General features: G+C 73.8%; 21 protein-coding genes. 11 read left to right on the forward strand and 10 right to left on the reverse strand.

Annotated features, from left to right (window positions below; all coding sequences use genetic code 11):
• Positions 1 to 39 precede the first annotated feature (39 nt).
• Complete coding sequence (locus tag ABZ793_RS18965; protein WP_350710674.1) at positions 40 to 1,032, forward strand: helix-turn-helix domain-containing protein; 993 nt, start codon at positions 40 to 42, stop codon at positions 1,030 to 1,032.
• A gap of 158 nt (positions 1,033 to 1,190) precedes the next feature.
• Here ABZ793_RS18965 and ABZ793_RS18970 read toward each other — a convergent pair whose 3' ends face one another.
• Complete coding sequence (locus tag ABZ793_RS18970; protein ID WP_357458757.1) at positions 1,191 to 1,976, reverse strand: DeoR/GlpR family DNA-binding transcription regulator; 786 nt, start codon at positions 1,974 to 1,976, stop codon at positions 1,191 to 1,193.
• Between the two features lie 153 nt (positions 1,977 to 2,129).
• Between ABZ793_RS18970 and ABZ793_RS18975 the strand changes: the two genes are divergently transcribed.
• The 10 genes from ABZ793_RS18975 to ABZ793_RS19020 all read left to right on the forward strand — a co-directional run bounded on the left by ABZ793_RS18975 (position 2,130) and on the right by ABZ793_RS19020 (position 11,863).
• Positions 2,130 to 3,029 carry a sugar isomerase gene (locus tag ABZ793_RS18975; protein ID WP_357458760.1) on the forward strand — a complete coding sequence of 300 codons (900 nt, stop codon included), beginning with the start codon at positions 2,130 to 2,132 and terminating at the stop codon, positions 3,027 to 3,029.
• Complete coding sequence (locus ABZ793_RS18980) at positions 3,026 to 3,973, forward strand: hexose kinase (protein ID WP_357458762.1); 948 nt, start codon at positions 3,026 to 3,028, stop codon at positions 3,971 to 3,973. Before ABZ793_RS18975 ends, ABZ793_RS18980 begins: the two co-directional genes overlap by 4 nt.
• On the forward strand, positions 3,951 to 4,817 hold the full coding sequence (locus tag ABZ793_RS18985; RefSeq protein WP_357458765.1) for a class II fructose-bisphosphate aldolase: 867 nt from the start codon (positions 3,951 to 3,953) through the stop codon (positions 4,815 to 4,817). Before ABZ793_RS18980 ends, ABZ793_RS18985 begins: the two co-directional genes overlap by 23 nt.
• Positions 4,818 to 5,188: 371 nt before the next feature.
• The gene (locus tag ABZ793_RS18990) at positions 5,189 to 6,394 is read left to right on the forward strand and encodes a macrolide family glycosyltransferase (protein ID WP_357458768.1); all 1,206 of its coding nucleotides are present in this window, start codon (positions 5,189 to 5,191) and stop codon (positions 6,392 to 6,394) included.
• An 84-nt stretch (positions 6,395 to 6,478) separates the two neighbouring features.
• A complete protein-coding gene (locus ABZ793_RS18995; RefSeq protein WP_357458771.1) occupies positions 6,479 to 7,981 on the forward strand; it encodes a radical SAM protein in 1,503 nt (500 codons plus the stop codon).
• Positions 7,982 to 8,057: 76 nt separating this feature from the next.
• Positions 8,058 to 8,285: a hypothetical protein gene (locus tag ABZ793_RS19000; RefSeq protein ID WP_357458774.1), complete on the forward strand. Its 228-nt coding sequence runs from the start codon at positions 8,058 to 8,060 to the stop codon at positions 8,283 to 8,285.
• Positions 8,286 to 8,425: 140 nt separating this feature from the next.
• Positions 8,426 to 9,019, forward strand: a complete 594-nt coding sequence (locus ABZ793_RS19005; RefSeq protein ID WP_357458777.1) for a hypothetical protein — start codon at positions 8,426 to 8,428, stop codon at positions 9,017 to 9,019.
• 10 nt (positions 9,020 to 9,029) lie between these two features.
• Complete coding sequence (locus ABZ793_RS19010; RefSeq protein ID WP_357458779.1) at positions 9,030 to 9,590, forward strand: copper resistance protein CopC; 561 nt, start codon at positions 9,030 to 9,032, stop codon at positions 9,588 to 9,590.
• 337 nt (positions 9,591 to 9,927) lie between these two features.
• Positions 9,928 to 11,139: a transposase gene (locus ABZ793_RS19015; protein ID WP_357458781.1), complete on the forward strand. Its 1,212-nt coding sequence runs from the start codon at positions 9,928 to 9,930 to the stop codon at positions 11,137 to 11,139.
• Between the two features lie 151 nt (positions 11,140 to 11,290).
• Positions 11,291 to 11,863: an SRPBCC family protein gene (locus ABZ793_RS19020; protein WP_357458783.1), complete on the forward strand. Its 573-nt coding sequence runs from the start codon at positions 11,291 to 11,293 to the stop codon at positions 11,861 to 11,863.
• A 40-nt stretch (positions 11,864 to 11,903) separates the two neighbouring features.
• Here the strand turns inward: ABZ793_RS19020 and ABZ793_RS19025 are convergent, their stop codons facing one another.
• From ABZ793_RS19025 to ABZ793_RS19065, 9 genes are all read right to left on the reverse strand, one after another.
• A complete protein-coding gene (locus ABZ793_RS19025; protein ID WP_357458785.1) occupies positions 11,904 to 13,232 on the reverse strand; it encodes a cytochrome P450 in 1,329 nt (442 codons plus the stop codon).
• Positions 13,229 to 14,668 (reverse strand): NDP-hexose 2,3-dehydratase family protein, encoded by a 1,440-nt coding sequence (locus ABZ793_RS19030; protein ID WP_357458787.1) that lies wholly within the window; start codon positions 14,666 to 14,668, stop codon positions 13,229 to 13,231. Before ABZ793_RS19030 ends, ABZ793_RS19025 begins: the two co-directional genes overlap by 4 nt.
• An 85-nt stretch (positions 14,669 to 14,753) precedes the next feature.
• Complete coding sequence (locus tag ABZ793_RS19035) at positions 14,754 to 15,020, reverse strand: MoaD/ThiS family protein (protein ID WP_357458789.1); 267 nt, start codon at positions 15,018 to 15,020, stop codon at positions 14,754 to 14,756.
• 2 nt (positions 15,021 to 15,022) lie between these two features.
• Positions 15,023 to 15,973 (reverse strand): SUMF1/EgtB/PvdO family nonheme iron enzyme, encoded by a 951-nt coding sequence (locus ABZ793_RS19040; RefSeq protein WP_357458792.1) that lies wholly within the window; start codon positions 15,971 to 15,973, stop codon positions 15,023 to 15,025.
• A 4-nt stretch (positions 15,974 to 15,977) separates the two neighbouring features.
• Positions 15,978 to 17,048, reverse strand: coding sequence for a methyltransferase (locus tag ABZ793_RS19045; RefSeq protein ID WP_357458794.1), 1,071 nt, complete (start codon positions 17,046 to 17,048; stop codon positions 15,978 to 15,980).
• Between the two features lie 30 nt (positions 17,049 to 17,078).
• Positions 17,079 to 20,894 carry a beta-ketoacyl synthase N-terminal-like domain-containing protein gene (locus tag ABZ793_RS19050; RefSeq protein WP_357458796.1) on the reverse strand — a complete coding sequence of 1,272 codons (3,816 nt, stop codon included), beginning with the start codon at positions 20,892 to 20,894 and terminating at the stop codon, positions 17,079 to 17,081.
• Positions 20,895 to 20,937: 43 nt separating this feature from the next.
• Positions 20,938 to 21,972 (reverse strand): ketoacyl-ACP synthase III family protein, encoded by a 1,035-nt coding sequence (locus ABZ793_RS19055; RefSeq protein ID WP_357458798.1) that lies wholly within the window; start codon positions 21,970 to 21,972, stop codon positions 20,938 to 20,940.
• A 49-nt stretch (positions 21,973 to 22,021) separates the two neighbouring features.
• On the reverse strand, positions 22,022 to 23,284 hold the full coding sequence (locus ABZ793_RS19060) for an NAD(P)/FAD-dependent oxidoreductase (RefSeq protein WP_357458800.1): 1,263 nt from the start codon (positions 23,282 to 23,284) through the stop codon (positions 22,022 to 22,024).
• Between the two features lie 41 nt (positions 23,285 to 23,325).
• A complete protein-coding gene (locus tag ABZ793_RS19065) occupies positions 23,326 to 24,519 on the reverse strand; it encodes a cytochrome P450 (RefSeq protein ID WP_357458802.1) in 1,194 nt (397 codons plus the stop codon).
• Positions 24,520 to 24,648 lie beyond the last annotated feature (129 nt).

Genomic DNA, 24,648 nt, shown 5'->3' on the forward strand with positions numbered 1-24,648 from the left:
GGCCGGCCTATCCTTTCGTTGTCGGACGAAAGGTGCGGTGTGCGGATCGAGGTGACCCTGGCCGACGTGGCGGCGAGCCGCTACGCCATCTCCCCGCTGGGCGAGGCGGTGGCGGCGCTGCGGCTCTGCGCCGGGCAGAACCCGGCCTCCGTGCTGGCGCCGTGGGTGGCCCGGGCGCGACCGGGGTACCAGCGGCTGCGGCGGGAGTTGCCGGCGGTGGGCGCGCTGCTGGCGTTGCTGCGCCGCGGCGGCTACAACGCGGACTTCATCCAGCCGCCACCGGACGGCACCGGGCGGGACTTCGCCGACGAACTGGCCGTGGTGCGGGCGACCCCGCTCGCGCAGGCCCGCGGCGAACTGGCCCGCAACCTCGCCGGTCCACGCGGCACCCCACCGGCGTACGCTCGCCGGATCTACGACTCGCCCCATGTGGTGGACCTGCTCGCCGACGCGATCGAGGCCGCCTGGGCGACCCTGGTCGAGCCGGACTGGCCCCGCCTGCGCGCGGTCCTCGAACGGGACCTGCTGCACCGGGCCGGCCGGCTCCTCGCGTACGGCTGGGGGGCGGCCGTCGCCGACCTGGACCCCCGGCTGCGGTGGGCGCCCGGCGGGGCCGTCGGGGCGATCGAGGTCGCCGACGGCGACCCGGGCGTCCGCCGACTCGACGGCCGGGGGCTGCTCTTCGTCCCCACGGTCTTCGGCACCATGATCACCTACGTCGACCCGCCGTGGCCGTTCGCCGTCGTCTACCGAGCCTCGGGGGTGGCGGAACTGCTGGGGCCGCCCGACCCGGCCCGGCCGGAGGACGCGCTGGACCGGCTGGTCGGACAGGGGCGGGCGGCGGTGCTGCGGGCGCTGGCCGCGCCCGCTACCACCAGCCAGCTCGCCGCCCAGCTCGGGGCCAGCCTGGGCGGGGTGGGCGGCCATCTGGCGGTGCTGCGCGACGCCGGGCTGGTTGCCCGTGCCCGCACCGGCCGCACGGTGCTCTACCGGCGCACCCCGCTGGGTGAGGCGCTCGCGGGGCGGGGGTGAACAGGGCCGGCGCACCTGGCTGCCCCGGCCGTCGTCCCTGCCCGTGCGGCGACACCTCGGCCGCGCCACCAGCCCCGGGTGCGCGCCGGGAGGCGACAGACCGCGGCCGGGCCGCCGGAGGGCGCCGTGGTGTCGGCCGACCCCGGTGATGCGGCCGGTCAGGCCCGCACCACGGTCACCCCGGCCTCGGTCAGGAGCGCCGCCTGCTCGTCGTCCGCGCCGGTGTCGGTGACCAGCGTGTCGATCTCGCCGACGGTGCAGATGCGCGCGAACGCGCGACGGCCCAGCTTCGAGCCGTCCGCCACCACGATCGCGCGGGCCGCGGTGGCCAGCATGGTGTGGTTGACGGCCGCCTCGCCGTCGTGGTGCGCGCTCGCCCCGTGCCGGTGGTCGATCGCGTCCACCCCGATCACCGCGACGTCCAACGCCACCCCGTCGAGCATCGTCGCGGCGATGGGACCGACCAGCTCGTACGAGTGGGGCCGGGCCGTCCCTCCCGTGAGGACCACCCGGATGTGCGGGCGGACGATGAGCTCGTTGGCGATGTTGAGTGCGTTGGTGACCACCGTCAGCGCCGCTGTGCGGCCGTCGGCGGCCAGGTCGGCGCGCAGCGCCAGGGCGCGGGCGACCTCGGTCGCGGTGGTGCCGCCGTTGATGCCGACGGTGGAGTGCGGGGCGATCATGGCCGCGGCGGCCTCGCCGATGCGCTGCTTCTCCGGTGCGTGCCGGCCCGCCTTGTAGCGCAGCGGCAGGTCGTAGGTGACGTTGCTCGCGGCGGCGCCGCCCCTGGTCCGCGTGACCAGCCGCTGGGCGGCGAGCTCGTCGAGGTCGCGGCGCACCGTCGCGCCGCTGACCCGCAGCGCTGCGGCGGTCGTCTCGATGTCCAGCTGGCCCTGCTCGGCCAGCATCTCGAGCAGCTTGTTCCACCGTTCGTAGCGGTTCATCGTCGCGCACTCCGGTCCCTGGACGCATCCGGCGGGTAACCCTATCGGCTCGCCCGCCCTGCCCGACCCACCTTGACCGGTGCCGCCCGTCGCCGTAGCGTCCTGCAATAAGTTGCAAATTTTCGGCACGTTTATTGCATGAGGTGGCAGTCGATGGCGTACATCACCGAGGAGATCACGTCGCAGCCGGAGTCGTGGTCGCGAGCCGAGAGCCTGGCCCGGTCGTCGGCCGTGACGGCGGCGCTGCCCGCACCCGGTGAGCGGGTCGCCGTCGTCGGGTGCGGCACGTCGCTGTTCATGGCACAGTGCTTCGCCGCGCTGCGGGAGTCCGCCGGCGGCGAGACCGACGCCTTCGCGGCTTCGCAGTTCCCGCATCACCGCCGCTACGACCGGGTCGTCGCCCTGACCCGGTCCGGGACCACCACCGAGGTGCTCCGCCTGCTCGCCGACCTCCCCGCCGGCCAGCGGTCCACCGTCGTCACCGCCGTCCCCGACGAGGCGGCCACGCGGCTGGCCGACCAGTCCGTGGTGCTGGACTTCGCCGACGAGCGGTCGGTCGTGCAGACCCGGTTCGCCACGACGGCGCTCGCGCTGTGGCGCTGCGCCGTCGGCGCCGGACTGGGCACCGCCGTCGACGACGCCCGCGCGGTCCTGGCCGCCCCCGTCGACCCGGCGCTGCTCGACCGCCGGCAGTTCACCTTCCTCGGCACCGGCTGGTCGGTCGGGCTGGCGCACGAGGCGGCCCTGAAGCTGCGCGAGGCCGCGCAGGCGTGGGCGGAGTCGTACCCCGCGATGGAGTACCGGCACGGCCCCATCAGCGTCGCCGACGCGCAGTCGGCGGTGTGGATCCTCGGGCCGGCGCCGGACGGCCTGCGGGAGGACGTGGCTGCCACCGGCGCCATGGTGGTCCAGTCCCCGGCGGACCCGATGGCGCAGCTGGTCGCCGCGCAGCGGCTCGCCGTCGCGGTCGCCGACCGCAAGGGCCTCGACCCGGACCGGCCGCGCCACCTCACCCGGTCCGTCGTGCTGCCGGCGACCGCGAGCCGACCGTGATCCTCGCGGTCTGTCCCAACCCGGCGATCGACGTCACCTACACGGTGCCCGATCTCGTTCCCGGCACCTCGCACCGGGTCACCACGACGCGGTACCGGGCCGGGGGCAAGGGGGTGAACGTGGCGCGCGTGCTGTCCCTGCTCGGCGCCCGGACCCGACTGCTGGGCCTGGCCGGCGGCACGACCGGCGAGACCATCCGGGAGGAGCTGCGCGACGCCGGCATCCCGGCCGACCTCACCACCGTCGGCGGCGAGTCCCGGCGCACCGTCACCGTGGTGTCCCCGAAAGCGGCGACCGTCCTGAACGAACCGGGGCCCGTCGTCACGGCGGCCGAGTGGGGCGCCTTCACCGAACGCTTCGACGACGCCGTCGCGTCCGCGGCGGTGGTGGTGCTCTCGGGCAGCTGCCCGCCCGGCGTGCCGGTCACCGCGTACCGCGACCTCACCGTCGCGGCCCACTCGGCGGGGGCGGTCGTGCTGGTCGACGCGGCGGGGGCCACGCTGCACCACGCGCTCACCGCACGCCCCGACGTGGTCAAGCCCAACGCGGACGAGATCGCCGACATCGTCGGGGCCGCGCCCCGCACCCGGGCGGAGGCGGTCTCCGCCGCGTACCGGCTGGGCGACCTGGGGGCCGGGGCCTCGGTGGTCTCCCGCGGCGCCCAGGGCTTCGTCGCCGTTGCCGGCGGAACGGCGTACGAGGTGCGTGCGCCGGAGACCGTGCTCGGCAACCCCACCGGCGCGGGTGACGCCCTGGCCGCCGTCCTCGCCCAGGGGCTCGCCACCGGGCGGCCGTGGCCGCGGACCCTCGCCCGGGCCGCCGCGATCTCGGCCGCGGCCGTCGTCTCGCCGTACGCCGGGGACTTCGACGCCCCCACGGCGAACCGGCTGCTCACCCACGTCACCGTCGAGGAGGTCACCGATGCCGCTCGCCGCCACCGCTGAACTGGTCGCCGCCGCCCGCGCCGCCGGCACCGCCGTGCTGGCCTTCAACGTCATCACGCTCGAACACGCCCAGGCGATCGCCGCCGGCGCCGCCGCCGCCGACCGCCCGGCGATCCTCCAGATCAGCCAGAACGCGGTGCGCTACCACGCCGGCGTGCTGCCGATCGCCGCCGCGGCGGCCGAGGTCGCGCGCCTCTGTCCGGTCCCGCTCGGCCTGCACCTCGACCACGTGGAGGACGTCACGCTGCTGCGCCAGGCGGTGGACGCCGGATTCAGCTCGGTGATGTTCGACGCCGGCGCGCTGCCGTACGACCACAACGTCGCGGCCACCCGCGCCGCGGCGGACTGGGCCCGCGAGCAGGGCCTGTGGCTGGAGGCGGAGCTGGGCCACGTCGGCGGCAAGCCGGGAGCGCCGGCCAGCGCCCACCTCGCCGGAGTCCGGACCGACCCGGAGGAAGCGGCCCGCTACGTGGCGGAGACGGGCGTCGACGCGCTCGCCGTCGCCGTCGGCAGCTCGCACACGATGACCACCCGGACGGCGACGCTGGACCAGGAGCTGATCGTGGCGCTGCGCGAGGCCGTGCCGGTGCCGCTGGTCCTGCACGGGTCGTCCGGCGTGCCCTTCGGGGAGCTGCGGGCCGGGGTCGGCAACGGCATCGTCAAGGTCAACGTCGGGACCGCCCTCAACGTGGCGTTCACCGGCGCGGTCCGGGCCGCGCTCGCGACGGACAGCTCGGTCGACCCCCGGCGCTACCTGAGCGCCGGCCGGGAGGCCATGACCGCCGCCGTCGCGGAGCTGCTCGCCGTGCTCCCGGAGCCGTCCGGGGCGCCCGCCCTCGGCTGAAACACCGGGCCGGCCGCCACGGCGGCCGGCCCACCGCCGACGGGATCCGGCGCTCCACCGCCCGCCCTGCCCACCTCCGACGCCCCGGCGCTCCACCGCCCGCCGTGACGACCTCCGACGCCCCGGCGCTCCACCCGGCGGCGCCCTTCCCGGCAGCGAGAGACGGGCCGACGACACGCCGCCGCGGCCGTCGCCGGATCTTCCGGCATAGCGATGCCTCGATCAATTGTGCTATATATGTTTAAAGCCTTGGCCCCTCGTCGTGCCGTCGTCGCCCTTGTCGGCGGGCGCGGCCGGGCCCCAGTGGAGCCACCGCTCCGCGCGCACGCGCCGCGTTGCCAACGCCGAGACGACCAGCCGGGAGTGAGCCCATGCGCCAGCGTCACATCCTCTTCGCCAACGTCCAGGGTCACGGTCACGTCTACCCGTCGCTCGGCCTCGTCAGCGAGCTGGCCCGGCGGGGGCACCGCATCACGTACGTGACGACCCCGCTGTTCGCCGACGAGGTCAAGGCCGCCGGCGCCGAGGTCGCGCTGTACAAGTCCGAGTTCGACACCTTCCACGTGCCCGAGGTCGTCAAGCAGGAGGACGCCGAGACGCAACTGCACCTGGTGTACGTCCGGGAGAACGTGGCCATCCTGCGGGCCGCCGAGGAGGCGCTGGGGGACAACCCGCCCGACCTAGTCGTCTACGACGTGTTCCCGTTCATCGCCGGGCGGCTCCTGGCCACCCGGTGGAACCGGCCGGCCGTACGCCTCACCGGCGGCTTCGCCGCGAACGAGCACTACTCGCTGTTCAAGGAGCTGTGGAAGAGCAACGGCCAACGCCACCCGGCCGACGTGGAGGCCGTCCACTCGGTGCTGGTCGACCTGCTCGGGCAGTACGGCGTCGACACCCCGGTCAGGGAGTACTGGGACGAGATCGAGGGCCTCACCATCGTCTTCCTGCCGAAGTTGTTCCAGCCCTTCGCCGAGACCTTCGACGAGCGGTTCGCGTTCGTCGGGCCCACCCTCACCGGCCGTGACGGCCAGCCCGGCTGGCAGCCGCCGCGGCCGGACGCGCCGGTGCTGCTCGTCTCGCTCGGCAACCAGTTCAACGAGCACCCGGAGTTCTTCCGCGCCTGCGCGCAGGCCTTCGCCGGCACCCCCTGGCACGTGGTCATGGCGATCGGCGGCTTCCTCGACCCGGCGGTGCTGGGCCCCCTGCCGCCCAACGTCGAGGCGCACCAGTGGATCCCGTTCCACTCCGTGCTCGCGCACGCGACGGCGTGCCTGACGCACGGCACCACCGGAGCCGTGCTGGAGGCCTTCGCCGCGGGCGTCCCCCTGGTGCTCGTGCCGCACTTCGCGACCGAGGCCGCCCCGTCCGCGGATCGCGTCATCGAGTTGGGCCTGGGCTCCGTGCTGCGACCGGACCAGCTCGAGCCGGCCAGCATCCGCGAGGCCGTGGAACGGCTCGCGGCCGACTCCGCCGTCCGGGAGCGCGTCCGCGAGATGCAGCGCGACATCCTCTCGGCCGGTGGACCGGCCCGGGCGGCGGACGAGGTCGAGGCGTACCTGGAGCGGGTCGCGCCCTGACCATCCACTTGACATATCGATTCTGAATTCGGTCTGTGCCGCCATGGTCCTTGTTTCCACTTCAAAACTAGGTAGTATTTCGCCATGGGTCTTCGTGACGTCAGCGTGCTGCTGCTGTACCCGCCGAACCAGACCGCCCCCGGCACGGTGTGCAAGCCGAACGGATCGCTCGCGTACCCGAACCTGGGCGGAGCCCTGCGGGAGCACGGCGTGCACGTCCGCGTCTTCGACGCCTGCGTCGGCGAGGGCGCCGACCCGCTCGACGAGATCTTCGCCAACCCCACGCCGCTGCCCAGCGGTTTCCTCCGCACCGGCGTCAGCGACGAGCGGATCCTCGAGGTGGTGAAGGACCACGACATCGTCGGCATCACCTCGATCTTCACCGACCAGGAGACGATGGTCCTGCACTGCGCGCGGCTCATCCGGGCGGCCTACCCGGAGAAGCTCCTCGTCACCGGCGGCGTCAACGCGCGGTCGCGGCTGCCGCAGTTCCTCGGGGCGGGCTTCGACGTGGTCTGCCTGTCCGAGGCCGAGCACACGATCATCGACATCGTCGAGGCCGTACGACGGTCGGCGCACCCGAGCTTCGCCGACATCCACGGCGTCGCCTTCCTCGACGACGGCCGGATCCGGATGAACCCCGCGCGGGCGCAGGACGTCGTGTGGGACCTGGACACCCTGCCCATGCCGGCCTGGGACCTGCTGCCCAACGAGCGGTACTGGACGATCGCCCGGCCGCACTCCGGCCTCTTCGAGCCCGGCGCCGAGCTGCGCTACGCGACCATGATGACCTCGCTCGGCTGCCCGTTCCACTGCGCGTACTGCCACATCGCCGGCGAGCAGGAGGGGAGCCCCAGCGGCCCGATCGGCAAGTTCCGCGTCAAGTCGGACGACCGGGTGCTGGCGGAGATCGAGACGCTGAAGAACCTGGGCGTCGACAACGTGTTCATCGAGGACGACTCGCTCCTGGGCGACAAGCGGCGCGGCCTGCGGCTGCTCAAGAAGATCCAGGGCGCGGGCGTGACGATCTGCGACCTCAACGGCATCAACCTCATCCACCTGCTCAAGCGCTGGAAGCCCGACCACGAGGTCCTGGAGGCGATGGCCGACGCGGGCTTCACACAGATCAACATGCCGTTCGAGTCGGGCAACCTGCGGATCATCCGCAAGTACGCGAGCAACAAACTCAACATCGAGAAGGCCGACCTGCCCGGGCTGATCGTCGCCATGAAGGAGTACGGCTTCCAGATCTACGGCAACTACATGATGGGCTACCCGGACGAGACGCTGGAGGAGATCGAGACGACCATCCAGCTCGCCAAGGAGCACGTCTCCTACGGGCTGGACGCCGCGAATTTCTTCCTCGTCGTACCGCTGCCCGGCGCGCCGTTGTTCGACATGGCGATCGCGGGCGGCCACATCAGCCCCGACTTCGACCCGGACACGATGAACATCTACCGGGCCAACATGACGGGCACCCTGGTGCCGGCGGAGGTCCTGGAGGAGTTGCGCCACCGCGCCTGGGACGAGGTCAATTCTCCGACCTGGAAGAACGCCAAGAAGGCGTGGGCGGCGACCGTCAGCTGACCGCCGGCACCGTCCACTCCTCCTGGGCGCCGGCGGCGAAGTCGCTCAGCGCGATCCGGTTCGGCAGCCGGTCTTGGTGATCAGACTGGAGACGTGCCGCTCGACCGTACGGGGCGACAGGCGCAGCCGCTCGGTGATCACCGCCTACCTGGGCGGCGACCCGACCCGCACCACCGCGACGGTGGACGCCTGGGCCGAGCTGACCACCGGCGGCTTCGCGCTGGAGACCTTCCCCGGTGACCACCTCTACCTGGTGCCGGAGCAGGAACGCCTGCTCGCCGCGGTGACCGCGCGGCTGCGCTGACGGTCCGCCCCGCCGGATCCCGCCCGATCCACGACGCCCTCACCTCCGCCGGCGTACTCAGCGCAATCTCAGAGTCACGCTGCGGTCGTCACGCCTCTAGCGTTGAGGGGACACCTTCCGGTGTGGAGTCTGGAGGATCCATGGCAACCGCTGCGAGCAACGCGTCACCCGGCCTGATGGCGTCACTCAACGGCAGGTTCCACCGCACGGCGCTCGCCCTGTACATGGCGGTCGTCGTCGCGCACTGGGCGGAGCACCTGGTGCAGGCGTACCAGATCTGGGTGCTCGGCTGGCCGCGGCCGGAGGCGCGCGGCGTGCTGGGGATGCCGTTCCCCTGGCTGGTCAGTTCCGAGTGGATGCACTACGGCTACGCCATCCTGATGCTGATCGGCCTGTTCATGCTGCGGTCCGGGTTCACCGGCCGCTCCCGGGCCTGGTGGATGGTGGCCCTGGCCCTGCAGTTCTGGCACCACATCGAGCACGCGCTGCTGCTCGTGCAGGCCCACAGCACCTTCCGGCTGTCGGGCGCGGCCGAGCCGACCAGCCTGCTCCAGCTGATCGTGCCCCGGGTGGAGCTGCATCTGTTCTACAACTCGGTGGTCTTTCTCCCGATGCTGATCGCCATGTATTTGCACCTGCGCCCGAACGCCGCGGAACGGGCCGCCGCGACGTGCTCCTGCGTGCACCGGGCCGGTGCGCCGACGTGGCGCCAGCCCGTGGCCGCCACCGACTGACCCCGCCGTCATGTCGAGCACGAGACGGATCTACGCCGGCGCCGCCCTCACCGTGGCGGCGCTGGTGGCCGTCCTCGCCCTCGCCGGCAGGATCGACTCCACGTCCACCGCCGCGTCGAAGGTCGAGGTGGTCTCGCTCGATCCGGCCGACGGCGCCGTCCTGTCGGGCGCGCCGACCGCGGTACGGATCCGGGTCGACGGCCGGCCGGACCTCGCCGGATCCCACATCTCCGTCTACGACGCGGACCGGTCCCTGCTCAACCAGGGGGCGCTGACGGCCGTCGGCCGCGACGGCCTGGCCCAGGCGGTGCGGGTCACCGGGTCCGGTGCGGTCGCCGTCGCGTACCACGTGGTCACCGACGACGGTCGGGACGCCTCCGGCATCGCCCGGTTCACGGTGGGCGCGGCGGGCGGCGCGGCGGCCCCGCAGCCGGAGCCCCCGGCGCCGGCCCACGCCCACGGGGTCGACCCGGTCGGCGCCGCCCTGCTCGCCGTCGACGGCCTCGCGCTCCTCGCCGTGCTCGTGCTGCTCGCCCGGCGCCGCTCCCGCGTCGACCGCGACACCGCCTGATCCCGCGACCCCGTCGCGGCCCGCCCGGGTGGCCTGCCCGCGCCGGTCCGCTCTCCGGGTCCCGCCCGGTGGCACCCGTCTCGGACCACTTCCAGGGCCCGCCCGGCCGCGCCCGCCCACCGCGCGTCCGGTTCGCGTGGCGTCGTCCTTCCCGAGGCCCCCGCCGCCCGGGCCGGCCCTGGCGGTCGCTCGCCGTTCGGGGGCAGCGCATCGTCGATCACCGCCCCGTCGCGCCGCCTTCACCGGATCACCGCCAGGATGCCCTGTCCTTCAGGGCGGGGAGGAATGGCGGACGCAGTGTCAGCCATGACTGTCCCTTCTGGTATGACTGGTCCCTGTGCGGACGGCGTACAGGTGTCGGGCTTACCCGACGCCGGAGCAGGCGGTGGTGTTGAACCGCACGTTCGGGTGTGTGCGCGTGGTCTGGAATCGCACTCTCGCTGCCCGTCATGCTCGTTGGCACACCGAGCGGAGATCCACTTCCTACGCGGAGACGGATCGGGCGTTGACGGAGATGAAGAAGCAGCCCGATCTGGCGTTTCTGGGTGAGGTGTCGTCGGTGCCGTTGCAGCAGACCCTGCGGCACCAGCACACCGCCATGACGGCGTTTTTCGCCAAGCGGGCCCGGTATCCGCGGTACAAGTCGCGGCACGGCCGCCAGTCCGCCAGTTTCACCAGGTCGGCGTTCCGATTGCGTGGCGGGAACCTGTCGTTGGGGAAGACGCCGGGTGTGCTGCGGTTCGTGTGGTCCTGGCCGGACCTGGACGTGGCGGGGTTGGGTCCGACGATGGTGACGGTGTCGCGTGAGGCGGACGGCCGCTGGTTCGTGACCTTCGCCGTCGACATTGAGGCACCCGCCGCACCCGAACCCACCGGCGAGGTGGTGGGCGTGGACCTCGGTCTGACCGACTTCGCGGTGTTGTCCACCGGCGAGCGCATCCCCCACCCGAGGCACATGGAGCGTCGGGAGCGTCGGTTGAAGCGCTACCAGCGGATGCTGGCCCGCCGGCAGAGGGGCTCGGCCAACCGCGCAAAGGCCAAGCGGAAAGTCGCGCGGGCGCATTCGCGGGTACGTGACGCGCGCCGGCACTTCCTCCACCAGCAGTCCACCGCCCTGGTGCGCCGGTTCGCGGCCATCGCGGTGGAGGATCTGGCGGTGGCGAACATGGTCCGCAACGGCTGCCTGGCCAGAGCGATCTCGCGTACCGGCTGGGCCGAGTTCCGTACCCTGCTCGCCTACAAGGCGCACCGCGACGGCCGTACCCTCGCCGTGGTGGACCGCTGGTACCCGTCGTCGAAGACGTGTTCGGCGTGCGGGCACCTGCTCGCCCAGCTTTCCCTCGGCACACGGCATTGGTCGTGTCCGGGTTGCGGCACCCGGCATGACCGGGACGTCAACGCCGCCAAGAACATCGCTGTCGCGGCCGGGCTGGTCGAGACACAAAACGCCTGCGGAGCGGACGTCAGACACGAGGGGGAACCTCCTTTCGTGCGGTCTGCGGTGAACCAGGAACCCCAACTCGTGAGGGTGGGAATCCCCCGCTTTTAGGCGGGGGAGGATGTCAAGTCACCCGCTCGTGTGGTGCGGACGCGCGGCGGGCACAAATCGGACGTTAGGTAAGTCATGGCTGCTAAAGTCCTCGACGTGCGGGCCGGACCGGCTCCGCTGGCACCACGCACCAGCAGGAAGGCCAAGTGGCATGAACAAGACGTCCGACGTCGTCAGGGACACCGAGCGCGAGCTGCGCGATCACCCCAGCGGCATGAACGCCCTGGTGGTCCGCCGCAGCTACGACGCCTCACCGGAGGAGCTGTGGGACGCCATCACCGATCCCGAGCGCCTGGTGCGCTGGTTCCTGCCGATCTCCGGTGACCTGCGGGTCGGCGGGCGCTTCCAACTGGAGGGCAACGCCAGCGGCGAGATCCTGCGGTGCGAGCGGCCGAACACGATCGGCCTGACCTGGGAGTCGAGTGACGGCAGCAGCGAGGTCGAGCTGCGGCTCACACCGGCGGGGGACGCCACCGTCCTGGAGCTGGAGCACGCGCCGGTGCCGGCCGACATCATCCCGAACGCGGCGCCGGGGGCGTGGGGCATCGGCGCCGGCTGGGAGATGAGCCTGGTCGCGCTGGACGACTACCTCGCCGGCACGCTGCCCGAGGGCCGCGCGGTCGACTGGATCGCCACGGCGGGTCCCGAGGACATGGCGGCCGCGTCCGAGTCGGCCGAGCGGATCAGCCAGGCGTGGACGACGGTGATCGCCCAGCGGGGCTGACCCCCGGCGCAGTCCCGCCCCCGGCGGCCGTGCGGTCGGCTCACCAGGCGACCGGCAGCGCGTACAGGCCGAAGATGTTGCCGTCCTCCTTGAGCGGCAGGTCGTCCACGTCCACGGTCAGCCGCAGCCCCGGCAGCCGCCGGACCAGCCGGCTCAGCGCGACGTCCAGTTCCAACCGGGCCAGGTGCTGGCCGGGGCAGATGTGGCGTCCGTAGCCGAAGGCGAGGTGGTGGCGGGCGTCGCGGTCCGGGTCGAACTCGTCCGGGCGGTCGAACGCCGTCGGGTCCCGGTTCGCGGCCTGGCCCAGTGCCACCACCCCGTCCCCGGCCCGGATGGTCACCCCACCGATCGTCACGTCGGCGGTGGCGGTGCGCGCGGTCGCCGCCTCGACGACGGTGAAGTACCGCAGCAACTCCTCGACGGCGGCGGGGAACCGGTCCGGCTCGGCGCGCAGGCGGGCGAGCCGCTCCGGATGGGTCAACAGGGCCAGCACGCTCAGTGAGATCATGTTCGACGTCGTGACGTGCCCGGCGACCAGCAGCACGAAGGCCATGCTCACCACGGCCTCGTGGTCCGGCTCGCCGGCCGCGCGCTGCGCGGCGAGCAGCCGGCTGAGCACGTCGTCTCCGGGGTGCCGCTCCTTGTCGGTCACCACGTCGTCGAGGAAGTCGCGGATCTCGCGGGCGCACCGGGCCCGCTCGTTCGCGGGCGCGCCGCGGCTCAGCATCCGGGTGGACCGGCGTTCGAAGAACGCGTGTTCGCCGTACGGCACGCCGAGCATCTCGCAGATCACCCGCGACGGCACCGGATAGCTGAACGACGGCACCAGGTCGGCGCTCGACCGCCCGGCCGTCATGGCGTCGAGGTGCTCGTCCACCACCCGCTCGACCAGCGGCCGCAGCTGTCGCACCCGCCGCGCGGCGAACTCGTCGACGATCTGGCGGCGGGCCGCGGTGTGCTCCGGCGGGTCCATCCAGTTCAGCGGGGGGCGGAAGTTCTCGAACGAGGCCTGCCGCTGGCTCTCCGTGGTCGGCGCGAACCGCGGGAAACCGGCCCGGCGCCGGTCCGCGCTCATCCGCGGGTCGCCGAGCACCTGTTTGACGTCGGCGTACCGGGACACCACCCAAGCCGTGTTGCCGCCGAGCATGGGCAGCCGGGCGACCGGCTGTTCGGCCCGCAGCCGGGCGTACTCGGCCGGCGGGCCGAACGGGCATCGGCGGGGCAGCGGAAACGCGTCGATCCCGGCCGCGCTCCCGGCCCCGGCCGGCCCGGCCGTCGCCGGCTCGGCCGTGACCGCGGGCCCGGGCGCGACCGGCGGCCCGGGTGGGACCGGCTGGCCGCCGTCGGGCCGGCCGTCGCGCCCGGTCATCGCAGCGCCCGCAGGCAGAGCAGGAGGCTGCGGGCCTCGATGTTGACCTGGTAGCTGAAGGCCGCCACGGCGGTCAGCTGGCGCAGGGTCAGCCAGGTGTAGTCCGGCGGTGTCGCGGTGGGGAAGTCCGGGCCCACCTCCACCACCATGTGCCGGGTCACCGCGTGGTGGAACCGCCCGCCCTCCTCCGACTGCAGCACGTCGTAGTGCACGCGCACCTCGTCGGAGAGCACCAGGTCGAGGTACGTCGGGCGGCCGTCGCGGGCCGGGCCGGTGAAGTTGTCCGGGGTGCACTGAACGGTCGGCCCCAGCTCGACGGTGTCCCGGTAGCCGGGCCGCAGATCGGCGTGGGCGAGCACGTGCAGCACGCCGTCGATGCGTCGGACGACGAACGCCACCAGACCCGTCCCGCACGGCGCCAGCAACGGCTGGCACCACTGCGCCACCTCCCGGTTACTGGCCCGCACCCGCCGGCCGACGATGCGGAAGAACCGGCCGGAGCGGTGGCGGATCTCGTCGTCGGTGCGGTACCAGTCCCGCACCTCGCGCAGCGGGACCTGCCGGGTCGCCAGGGTGGGACCGGCCTTGTTGGCGGTCAGCCAGTTGCGGACCTCGAGCAGCGGATGCCACGCGCCGTCGTCGGCGAGCGAGGACTCCGCCACCGCCCGGCCGATCGCCCCGGCATCCCCGTCTCCGTCCTCGTCGGCGACCGCGTGGCCGGGCAGGCAGGACAGCACGGTACGGGCGTCCATGTTGACCAGGTTCGGCCGGTGCAGCAGGTCGTGGATCTGGCCGAGGGTCAGCCACACGAAGTCCTCGTGCGGTGCCACCTCGTCGGCGACCTCGACGATGATGTTCCGGTTGCGCTTGCCCCGGAACCAGGAGCCCTGCTCCGACTGGAGCACGTCCACGAGGACCCGGCCGCGCCCCGGTTCCAGGAAGTACTCCACGTAGCGGGACCGGGCGCCGCGGTGCGTGCGCTGGTAGTTGCTCGGGGTGGACTGCACGGTGGGGGAGAACTGGACGCCGTTGACGTTGCCCGGCTCCATCTTGGCCTGCATGAGGAAGTGCAGCACTCCGTCGATCTCCCGGGCCAGGATGCCGAGGATCGCCCGGTCGGGCTGGTGGATGATCGGCTGCCACCACTCGCCGACCGGCCCGCGGTCGGTCCGCACGTGCAGGCCCTCGACGCTGAAGAACCGGCCGCTCTCGTGCACCAGGTCGCCGGAGTCGGGCGCGAAGTGCCAGCCGGTCAGGTCGGCGAACGGCACCTCGGTGACCTCGAACGGGTTCGCCCGCTGTCGCTGCGCGAGCCAGGCCGCCAGCCGGCCGGCCGGGCGGGGGCGGTGCCGGGCCGACCGGGCCAGCCGGCGAGCGAGGTCGTCACGGTCGGCCCGGCCGGGGCCGGGTCGGGCGTCGGTGTGCGGCAGGAGCATGCTTCCTCCCTGACGGGGACGCGCTCGGCGGGACGCCGGTGGCCGGACGCCGGCCGGGTCGGGACCCGGGCGTCCGACCGGTGGGTCAGCCCCCGGCCAGCGGCGGGACGATGGCGACCGTGCTGTCGGACCGGGCGGTCACCCGGGACCGGTCCGCCTTCTCGACGAGGTCCCCGTCGAGGTAGACGTTGTAGTAGGTCAGCGGCTCGCCCGTGTCGTCGAGCAGCCGGCGGCGGTAGACGGGGTACGTCTCGACGAACTCCCTGATGACGTCCCGCACGGTGCCCTCACGGCACTCGAAACTCTTCTGCCCCCGGTGGGCCCAGCCGGCCGACAGCAACACCGTGACCATCGCTACCTCCCGTTGTCGTCGACGTCGGGGACCGCCGTGACGTCACGCGCACAACGGAAGCCGAGAGCGAAGTTGGACCATCCGGTCGGGTCCCCGTACAACCGTTCCGCGCACCGCACCTGGTAGCGGAAGTTCATCCAGGACCCGCCCCGGATCACCCGGAAACGCCCCATCACCAGGTGGATCGTCGGGTCGCACCGGGTGGTGGGCGAGTACAGGTGCGCCACCGTGGACGTCCACTCGTAGACGTTGCCGGTCATGTCGGCGCACCCGTCGACGCTGTCGCCGCGCGGCGAGAACGCGCCGACCGGCGTGGTCTGCGGCATCGGCCCCTGGGCGGCGTGGATGGCCCCCCACCAGGTCCGCCAGGCGGCCAGATCGCCGAGGGCCCCGGCCGTGTGCTCCGCGGTGTTGGCGTTCCGGCTGTCCCAGGTGTCCCCCCAGGGCCAGAGCCGGTACGACGGGCCGGTGGCGGCCCGCTCCCACTCCGACTCGGTGGGCAACCGCCGGCCCGCCCAGCGTGCGTACGCCTCGGCGTCGGCGAAGGAGATGTGTACGACGGGGTGGTCGTCGCGGTTGCGGACGCCGCTGCCGTAGCCGGCCGGGCGGTGCCAGCAGGCGCCCTCGAGGACCTCCCAGTACTGCTCGCCGTAGACCATGCTGCCGCCGGCCCGCTCGGCGGACGTGACGTAGCCGGTGCGGGAGACGAAGGCGGCGAACTGGGCGACGGTCACCTGGTGCCGGTCGATGAGGTAGTCGGGCAGCGTGACCGGAGTCTGCGGCGTCTCGTCGGTGAACCAGTCGCGGGGGAACGCCTGGCCCTCGCTGTCCAGCCAGTCCAGCGTCCGCTCGGGCGAGCCCTGCAGGAACGTCCCGCCCGGGATGCGGACCATGTCCTCGGGGGGCGCCTCCGGCGCGGGCCGGGCGGCGTCGAGGTCGCCGATGCGCGCCATCGCGTCAGCTCCCGTCCGGCCCGGTGACCGGGGTCGGCGTGGCCTCCAGGATGCCGACGACGCTCGGCGCCGGGCAGGGCGTGACGGACTCCAGCCGGAAGTCCGCCGCCCGCAGCAGCTCGCGGAACTCCGCCACGGTGCGCTCCCGGCCGCCGTGGCAGACCATCATGTTCAGGTCGTTCATGACCACCTGGGCGACGCTCGGCGCCGTGGTGACCGTCGCCGGCATCAGCGACTCGACGAGGATCACGCGGCTGTCGGGCCGGGCCGCCCGGCGGACGGTGCGCAGCACCTGCACGCACTGCTCGTCGTCCCAGTCGTGCAGCACGCTCTTGAGCACGTAGGCGTCCGCGCCCGACGGCACGGACACGAAGAAGTCACCGGCCTCCACCCCGCACCGGTCGGCGACGCCCTGCTCGGCGGCGGTGCGCGCCGCGTCGGCCAGGCCGTCCGGGGTGTCGAAGACCGTGCCGCGCAGGTGCGGGTGCGCCGCGAGCACCCCGGCGAGCAGGGCGCCGCTGCCGCCGCCCACGTCCACCACCGTGCGCAGGTCGCCGAAGTCGTACGCCGACAGCAGCGTGGGCACGAAGGCCCGCGAGCCCTCGGCCATGGCCGCGTTGAACGCCGCCTGCCGCTGCGGGTCCGCCATCAGGTGGTCGAAGCAGCTCCGGCCGTGCACATGCTCCCACGCCACGTCGCCGGTGCGCACGCTGTGTTCGAGCTGCCCCCACGCGGCCCAGCTCTCCGGCCCGGACAGCAGCAGCACCAGCTCCCGCATCGACCCGGTCACGTCCGCCCGCAGCACCTCGCCCTGTTCGGTGAGGGCGAAGGTGCCCGGCGCGGGCTCGTCGAGCACCTCCAGGAAGACCAGCGCCCGCAGCAGCCGGCGTAGCGACGGGGCGTCCGCGCCGGTGGCCGCCGCGAGGTCGCCGACGTCCCGCGCGCCGTCGGCGAGCAGGTCCGGTATCCGCAGCCGGACCGCCACGTGCAGCGTCTGCGCCGTGAAGAACCCGTAGATCAGCTGTTGCATCCGGTGCCGCAGCCCGGGTCGGGCGGCGGTCGTGGTGAGTTCCATGCGCTCCTCCGGGTCGACGCGTCCGGTGGGTCAGTGGGCCGCGGCGCCGGCGACGGCCCCGTCCGCCGACGGGGTGGCGAGCAGCTCGGCAAGGTGCACCGCGATCGCCGTGACGGTGGGCTGCTGCCAGAACAGCGAGGCGGGCAGCACCTGGCGGTAGGTCTTCTCCAGCCGCCGGCGCACGATGACCGTCATGACCGAGTCCATGCCCTGCTGCACCAGCGGCAGGCGCGGGTCGAGCGCTTCGGCGGCCAGCTTCATCTCGGCGGCGACCACCGCGCGTACCTCCTCGATCAGGCGCTCGCGCAGCTCCTCCGGGTCGAGGTCGGCCAGGGACTGCCGGGCCGGGCCGGTGCCGTCGGTGTCGGCGGCCGGGGCGTCGGGGACCACCGGGTAGCGCAGGCCCGTGAGCCGGGCGGCGACCGTGCCGTCCGCCCCGGAGACCGTCACGTCGACGGTGTCCTCCCGCCCACCGTCCTGCACGACGTCGACGATGGCGACGGCCGGCGGCGCGCCGGTCGTCCAGATCCGCTCGATCGTGTCGACCAGGCGCAGCCGGGGCTCGCCGGGGAACGCGGCCGGCGCGATGGACACCGCCGCGTCGACGACGGCCGCCCAGTCCTCGGCCGGCTCGGGGAAGCGGACCCGGGCCCGCAGCCCGCCGTTGCCGGTGGTGAGGCGGTCGACCCGCCACGGGAAGCCCGTCTCGGGCACGCCGACCCGGGCCAGCCGGTCCCGGACGAGCCCCGGGTCGGCGACCACTCCGCCCGGCCCCCGGGCGTCGACGGCCCGTGCCGGCGGGGCGGCGTCGTCCCGCGTCACGCGCGCGGTGGCGTGGGTCAGCCACGGCGCGGCGTCCGCGCCGGCCGGGCGGGAGGCGAGCAGCAGCTCCCCGCCGTCGTCCACCACCTGGATCTCCTGGCGCCCGGCCGTGGCCAGCGGCACCCGCATCGACAGGTCGTGCAGGGCCACCGGCGCGCCGTCGCGGGCGCCGGCGGCGAGGAAGGTGGCGGCGAGCACCGCGGCCGGCACGAGCTCCGCGCCCTGCACCGTGTGGCTGCCCGGGTACGGACGGCTGGCGTCGCTGAGCACCGTGTGCCACAGCCGCAGCTCGCTGCCGGCGACGGTGGTCGCCGTGCCGAGCAGGGTGTGCGAGCCGATGTCGTGCCCGCCGGCGGCCACCGGGGGAGTGGGCTCGCGCCACAGCTCCTGGTGCCGCCAGGCGTAGCGGGGCAGGTCGGTGAGCCCGCCGTCGGGCCGCAGCGCGGCCCAGTCGACCTCGACGCCGTGGCAGTGCGCCTCCGCCACGGCGGCGAGGGCCGTGCGGTGCCCGGGGGCGTGGCGGCGCAGTGTGGTCCCGACGTACCCGTCCTCGATGCCGGCGTGGTCGAGGGTCTCGCGCAGCGAGTGGGCGACGACCGGATGGGCGGAGATCTCGACGAACGTGCGGTGCCCGTCGGCCAGGGCGGCGCCGACCGCGTCGACCAGGCGGACCGGCCGGCGCAGGTTCGCCGCCCAGTACGCCCCGTCGCAGGCGGCCGCGGCGCGCGGGTCGTCGAGCACCGTCGAGTACATCGGCACGGTCCCCGCCGAGGTGCGTAGGTCGGCCGCGGCGGCCCGTAGCTCGTCGGCGAGGGCGTCCATGTGCGGGCTGTGGAAGGCCACGTCGGACTGCACCCGGCGGACCGCGATCCGGTCCGCCGGCCACTGCTCGATCACGGCGTCCACGGCGGCGATGTCGCCGGAGACCACGGTGGACGCGGGGGCGGAGGCGATCGCCGCGACCAGGTCGGCGCGGCCGGCGAGCCGCTCGGCGACGTCGGCGAACGGCAGGGTGACCATGGCCATCGCGCCCCGGCCGGCGGCCCGCCGCAGCAGGGCGGACCGGCGGCAGATCAGCCGGGCCCCGTCGGCCGGGGTCAGGATGCCCGCGGTCACGGCGGCGGCGACCTCGCCGACCGAGTGCCCGATGACGGCGGCCGGGCGGACCCCGAACGCCCGCCAGACCGCGGCCAGGCCGACGTGCATGGCGAAGGTCAGCGTCTGGATGCGGTCCACCCCGGCCAGCTCGGGGTCGGCGAGCGCCTGCCGCAGCGAGAAGCCGGCCTCCTCTGCGACGACCGGCTCGATCTCGTCGATCGCGGCGGCGAAGGCCGGTTCGTGGGCCAGCAGGTCGCGGCCCATGCCGGCCCAGTGCGAGCCGTGCCCGGAGAAGACCCAGACGGGCCGGGCGGGCCGGCCGGCCGGCGCCACCCCCGAGACCGTGTCGGGGTCCGGTTGGCCGGCGGCGAGCCGGCGCAGGGCGGCGACCACCTCGTCGCGGTCCTGCCCGGTGACCACCGCCCGGTGGGTCAGGTGGGCCCGGCGGCGCGCGAGCGTGTGGCCGACGTCAGCCAGGCCCGGCCGGTCGTCCCCGTCGAGCCGGTCGGCGAGCCGGGCGGCCTGCTGGCGCAGGGCGGCGTCGGACCGGGCCGACAGCGGGAACAGCGGCCGGGCGGCGTCGTCGGCCGGCGGCGCGTCGGCGCCGGCGGGAACGGGCGGCGCCTCCTCCAGGACGATGTGGGCGATGGTGCCGCCGTAGCCGAACCCGGAGACCGCTGCGCGGCGCGGGCCGTCCCGCTCGGGCCAGGGCAGCGTGCCGGTCACCAGGCGCAGCCCGGTGCCGGCGCCGACGGCGTCGATCGGCTCGCCGCGCAGCGGGGTGCCCGGGATCTGGCCGTGGTGCAGCGCGAGGACGGCCTTCATCAGCCCCGCGACACCGGCGGCGCCCTCCAGGTGCCCGACGTTGGACTTGATCGAGCCGATGAGGCAGGGCCGGTCGCCCGAGCGGCCGGCGCCGTAGACGGCGGCCAGCGCGGTCGCCTCGACGGGGTCGCCGAGCTGGGTGCCGGTGCCGTGCGCCTCCACGTAGTCCACGCTGGCCGGGGCGACGCCCGCCCGGTCGCAGGCGCGGCGGACGACGTGCTGCTGCGCGGGGCCGGACGGGGCCATGATGCCGTCGGTGTGGCCGTCCTGGTTGACCGCGCTGCCGCGGATCACCGCCAGGATCCGGTCGCCGTCCCGTTCGGCCTCGTCGAGCCGCTTGAGCACCAGCACGCCGCACCCCTCGCCGCGGCCGTACCCGTCGGCGTCGCGGTCGAACGACTTGCTCACGCCGTCGGGGGCGAGGGTGCCGGCGGCCTGGAGGGAGGCGTTCTGCCCGGGGGTGAGCACCAGGTTCACGCCGCCGGCCAGGGCCACCGTGCTCTCCCGCAGCAGCAGGCTCTGGCAGGCCAGGTGCACCGCGACCAGCGACGCCGAGCAGGCCGTGTCGACGGCGACGCTCGGGCCGCGCAGGTCCAGCGCGTAGGAGATGCGGTTGGCCAGGGCGCAGGTGGCCGCGCCGATCCCGGTGTACGCCTCGACGGTCGGCAGGTCCTCCAGCAGCCGGTCGCCGTAGTCGGTGGTGCTGACCCCGACGAAGACGCCCGTGTCGGTGCCGGCCAGCCGGGTGGGTGGCAGGCCGGCGTGCTCCAGGGCCTCCCAGCCGACCTCGAGCAGGATCCGCTGCTGCGGGTCCATCTCGGCCGCCTCCCGGGGCGAGAGGCCGAAGAACTCCGGGTCGAAGCCCGCGACGTCGCGCAGGTAGCTGCCGGCGGTGACGGTGTCGCGCAGCACCGCCTCGTACTCGGGGCCGCGCTCCCGGTAGGCGCGCCAGCGCTGCGCCGGGATCTCCCCGGCGGTCTGGCCGCCCTTGAGCAGCAGCTCCCAGAGGGCGTCCGGGGTGTCGACGTCGCCGGGCAGCCGGCAACCGATGCCGATGACGGCCACCTGGTACGGGTTGTCGGCGGGATCGTCCCGGGTCATCGTCGTACCTCCGTTGGTCGGGTCGCGGCGCGGGCGGGTGCGGTCAGCGGTCGACGTAGGGGTTGTCCAGCACGCGCAGGACGGCGGCGGTGAACTCCACGCCGGGGCCCATCGCGAGCCAGAGCACGTGGTCGCCGGCGGTGACCTCGCCGGCCCGCAGCGAGTGGTGCAGGGCGAGCAGGTGGTCGCTGGCCCCGCAGTGCCCGATCATGCGCCCGAAGTCGAAGGTGGACTTCTCCATCCCCAGCCCCAGGGGCGCCATGCAGCGCTGCTCGACCACCTCGCGGGAGTAGTTCATGAAGGAGACCTTGGCCAGGTCGGTCGTGCCGATGCCGGCCTCGGCGAGCGCCTGCTCGGCGACGGTGGTCATCGTCTCCTGCGCCTCGCCGAGCACGGCGAGCACGGGGGTCTGCTCGGTGATGTGGTAGAAGAGCCGGGCGCCGAAGTCGAGCTCCCGGCCGACGGTCATGCCGGGCGGGAACATCGGCTCGCCGCCGCGGTGCACCTCCTCGGCCTCCGGCACGGTGATGGAGCAGACCGACAGCAGCTCGGCGAAGCCGCTCTCGGTGCTCAGCACCACCGCCGAGGCGGCGTCGCCGAGGATGAAGCCGAGGTTGGTGCGCCAGCGGTCCAGCAGCGGGGTGCCGTAGTTGTCGGCGGCGACGAGCATCGCGGCCTTGCGTTCCGGCGCGGCCCTGAGGTAGCTGGCCGCGATCTCGAGCATGGTGAACATGCCGTTGCAGCCCTGCCGGATCTCGGTCGCCCGGGGCACCCCGCCGAGGAGGTAGTGCTGGAGGTAGGCGTGCGGCAGCCAGCCCTCGGGGCCCTGGTGCCAGGTGGCCGCGTAGAGCAGCAGGTCGATGTCGCCGCGGCCCAGCTCGCTCTCCTTGAGGGCGTCCTGCGCGGCGCGCAGCGCCATGTCCGGCGCGGGCAGTTCGCCGGCGATCGCGGCGCCGCCCAGCCCGTGCGTCTCGATGTCCTCCTGCGGGTACAGGCCCTGGGCGACGGCGTCCTCGACGGTGACGGTCTCAGGAAGGTAGGCCCCGATCCCACGGATGTACGTTCCGGCGGTGCGCATCGGCTTCTCTCCTCGGCGTTCGACGTGATCGAGGCAACTCGCTTTAAGATTATATAGCGCCTGACGGCCGGTCAATGGCCGCCCGAGGGGCGATGTCGAGCGTCTCGTCGCCCCGCGCCAGCCCTGACAGCAGGGAGACGAACGAGATCTTCGGAGGCATCAGCCGGTCCGGGTCCACGATGGTCTGGGCACGCAGGTGCAGCTCGTCGCGGCCGTGCGCGCCGTCGTAGAAGAACCGGATCAGGTCGATCAGGGCGGCGAGGAAGTCCCGGTAACGGTCCTCGTACACCTGCATGAGGTGACGCTCCTTCTCCGGCGCGGCCAGCGCCTCGTGCACCGCCCGGGACAGGCTGAGCGCGCCGCGCATCGCCAGCGTCACGCCGGAGGACAGCAGGGGGTCGATGAAGGCGGCCGCGTCGCCGACCAGCACCCAGCCCGGCCCGGAGAACTGGCTGCACGCGTACGACCAGTCCCGCGCGGTGCGGTAGACGTCGACCCGCCGCGCGCCGCTGGTGAGCCAGGCGACCTCGTTCGACTCCGCGATCTGTTTCTCCAGCAACTGCTCCGGGGGCAGGCCGGACTCGACGAACCGGTCCGACGGGGTGACGTACCCGATCCCGGTCAGGGTGGGGCTCAGCGGCGCGTACCAGAGCCAGCCGTGGGAGCGGCTCTCGACGAGCAGGTCGCCCTCGTGGTCGCCGGGGTAGCGCAGCGCCCCGGCGTAGTAGCTCCACGTCGCCATGTTGCGCAGGTCGTCGTGCCAGGAGACCAGCCCGAAGTGCCGGCCGAGCCAGCGCTGCTGCCCTGACGCGTCGACCACGATCGCGGCGCGGGCGTCGATCGGGTCGGCCTCTCCCCGGAACTGGTAGCTGACGCCCGCGATCCGGTCGCCGTCGGCCAGCGGCCCCCGGACGGTGGCTCCCTCGACCACCACCACGCCCAGTTCCCGCGCCCGGTCCAGCAGCATCGCGTCGAACTCGGCGCGCCGGACCTGCCACGAGTAGTCGAACCGGGCGTCGCGGATCTCCCGGAACCGGAACGACCACGGGGCGGTCTGGTCGGCCCCCCACAGCAGGCTGCCGCCGTGTTTGATCTGGAAGCGCAGCTCCGCCATCCGCTCGCGCACGCCGAGCGCGTCCAGGGTGAGGGTGACGCCGCTGATCAGGGACTCGCCGATGTGGTAGCGGGGGAACTTCTCGCGCTCCAGCAGCAGGACCCGGTGGCCCTCCTGGGCGAGCAGACCGGCCGTGCTCGATCCGGCCGGGCCGCCGCCCACGACGATCACGTCGTACTCGGGTTCGGGATGGCTCATGGTCGACAATTCCTCCTGCTCGGACAGGGACGACGCGGCGCTCAACCGCCCGGCGTGAACGCGATCGGCAGGCTGGCCAGGCCCCGGAACATGGTGCGCGGCTGATAGGTCATCCCGTCCGGGGCACAGCCCAGCCGCAGGCCCGGCAGCCGGGCCAGCGCGGCCACCGCGGCGCGCAGCTGCGTACGGGCGAGGTAGGACCCGAGGCAGTAGCGCATCCCCGCGCCGAAGGACAGCGACGGGACCGGGTCCCGCCGGATGTCGAACTCGTCGGGCCGGTCGTACCGCCGCGGGTCCCGGTTCGCCGCGCCGGCCAGGACGACCACGACGTCGTCGCGGCGCAACCGCCGGCCGTGCAGCTCCACGTCGACGTCGAGCTGCCGGGTGTTGGACTGCACCGACGGGTCGTACCGCAGGCATTCCTCGACGGCCTGGGCCAGCAGGTCCGGCCGACGCCGGAGCAGGTCGAGCTGGTCGGGGTGCGCCAGCAGGCTCAGCACGGCGTTGCCGACCTGGCTGGCCACCGTCTCGTGGCCGGTGAAGATGAACGTGACCACCGTGCTGACGATCTCGTTGCGGCTCATCAGGCCGCGGTCGTGGGCATCGAGCATCAGCGCCAGCAGGTCCTCGCCGCCCTCGCGCCGCCGCCTCGCGAGGGCCCGCTCCACGTACTCGGCGAACTCGGCGATCGCCGCGTGGCCGCGATGCATGTCCTCGGCGCTGGCGCCCCGGTCCAGGGTCCGCCCCACGTCGCGCGACCACCGCCCGACCGGCTCCCAGTCGGCGGCGGGCAGGCCGAGCAGGCCGAGGACCGCGCGCAGCGCCAGCGGGTACGCCAGCTCGTCGACCACGTCCATCGCGCCGCGGGCCAGGGCGGGCCGCAGCAGGTCGTGGACGGTGCCGGCGATGACCGGTTCCAGCCGGCGCAGCGCGGACGGCGAGAAAGCCGGGCCGACCACCCCGCGCAGCCGGCCGTGGTCGGGCTCGTCCTGGAACAGGATGATGTCGCCGACGATCTCGGCGAGCAGCCCGGGCCCGACGAGGTCGGTCCAGAACCGGCGGATGCCGGTCCGGGCGAAGCGCTCGTCGCCGAGCACGCCGCGCACGTCGGCGAAACGGGAGACGTACCAGACCCGGTGGGCGCCGAGGTGGACCGGGTCGTGCCGCAGCAGCCAGTGGTAGGACGGGTACGGGTCACGCCGGACGTCGGCGTCGGTGGGATCGAACGCGGTCACGGCATCGACCAGCACGAGGTGCCCCTTCCAGTGGCTGCCTCGCGCCGCCAGCGACCACCTGCTCATCCCCGCGAAGGCGGACTACCTCTCCACGCTGGGCATCGACTACCTGCACGGCAACGTCCGGGA

The organism is Micromonospora sp. NPDC047465, from assembly GCF_040643125.1.
Lineage (GTDB): Bacteria > Actinomycetota > Actinomycetes > Mycobacteriales > Micromonosporaceae > Micromonospora.

Bases quoted from the DNA above. Each gene is read 5' to 3' on its own strand.
- ABZ793_RS18970 (WP_357458757.1), bottom strand. From the start codon at position 1,976: ATGAACCGCTACGAACGGTGGAACAAGCTGCTCGAGATGCTGGCCGAG.
- ABZ793_RS18975 (WP_357458760.1), top strand. From the start codon at position 2,130: ATGGCGTACATCACCGAGGAGATCACGTCGCAGCCGGAGTCGTGGTCG.
- ABZ793_RS18985 (WP_357458765.1), top strand. From the start codon at position 3,951: ATGCCGCTCGCCGCCACCGCTGAACTGGTCGCCGCCGCCCGCGCCGCC.
- ABZ793_RS18990 (WP_357458768.1), top strand. From the start codon at position 5,189: ATGCGCCAGCGTCACATCCTCTTCGCCAACGTCCAGGGTCACGGTCAC.
- ABZ793_RS18995 (WP_357458771.1), top strand. From the start codon at position 6,479: ATGGGTCTTCGTGACGTCAGCGTGCTGCTGCTGTACCCGCCGAACCAG.
- ABZ793_RS19005 (WP_357458777.1), top strand. From the start codon at position 8,426: ATGGCAACCGCTGCGAGCAACGCGTCACCCGGCCTGATGGCGTCACTC.
- ABZ793_RS19010 (WP_357458779.1), top strand. From the start codon at position 9,030: ATGTCGAGCACGAGACGGATCTACGCCGGCGCCGCCCTCACCGTGGCG.
- ABZ793_RS19020 (WP_357458783.1), top strand. From the start codon at position 11,291: ATGAACAAGACGTCCGACGTCGTCAGGGACACCGAGCGCGAGCTGCGC.
- ABZ793_RS19025 (WP_357458785.1), bottom strand. From the start codon at position 13,232: ATGACCGGGCGCGACGGCCGGCCCGACGGCGGCCAGCCGGTCCCACCC.
- ABZ793_RS19030 (WP_357458787.1), bottom strand. From the start codon at position 14,668: ATGCTCCTGCCGCACACCGACGCCCGACCCGGCCCCGGCCGGGCCGAC.
- ABZ793_RS19035 (WP_357458789.1), bottom strand. From the start codon at position 15,020: ATGGTCACGGTGTTGCTGTCGGCCGGCTGGGCCCACCGGGGGCAGAAG.
- ABZ793_RS19040 (WP_357458792.1), bottom strand. From the start codon at position 15,973: ATGGCGCGCATCGGCGACCTCGACGCCGCCCGGCCCGCGCCGGAGGCG.
- ABZ793_RS19045 (WP_357458794.1), bottom strand. From the start codon at position 17,048: ATGGAACTCACCACGACCGCCGCCCGACCCGGGCTGCGGCACCGGATG.
- ABZ793_RS19050 (WP_357458796.1), bottom strand. From the start codon at position 20,894: ATGACCCGGGACGATCCCGCCGACAACCCGTACCAGGTGGCCGTCATC.
- ABZ793_RS19055 (WP_357458798.1), bottom strand. From the start codon at position 21,972: ATGCGCACCGCCGGAACGTACATCCGTGGGATCGGGGCCTACCTTCCT.
- ABZ793_RS19060 (WP_357458800.1), bottom strand. From the start codon at position 23,284: ATGAGCCATCCCGAACCCGAGTACGACGTGATCGTCGTGGGCGGCGGC.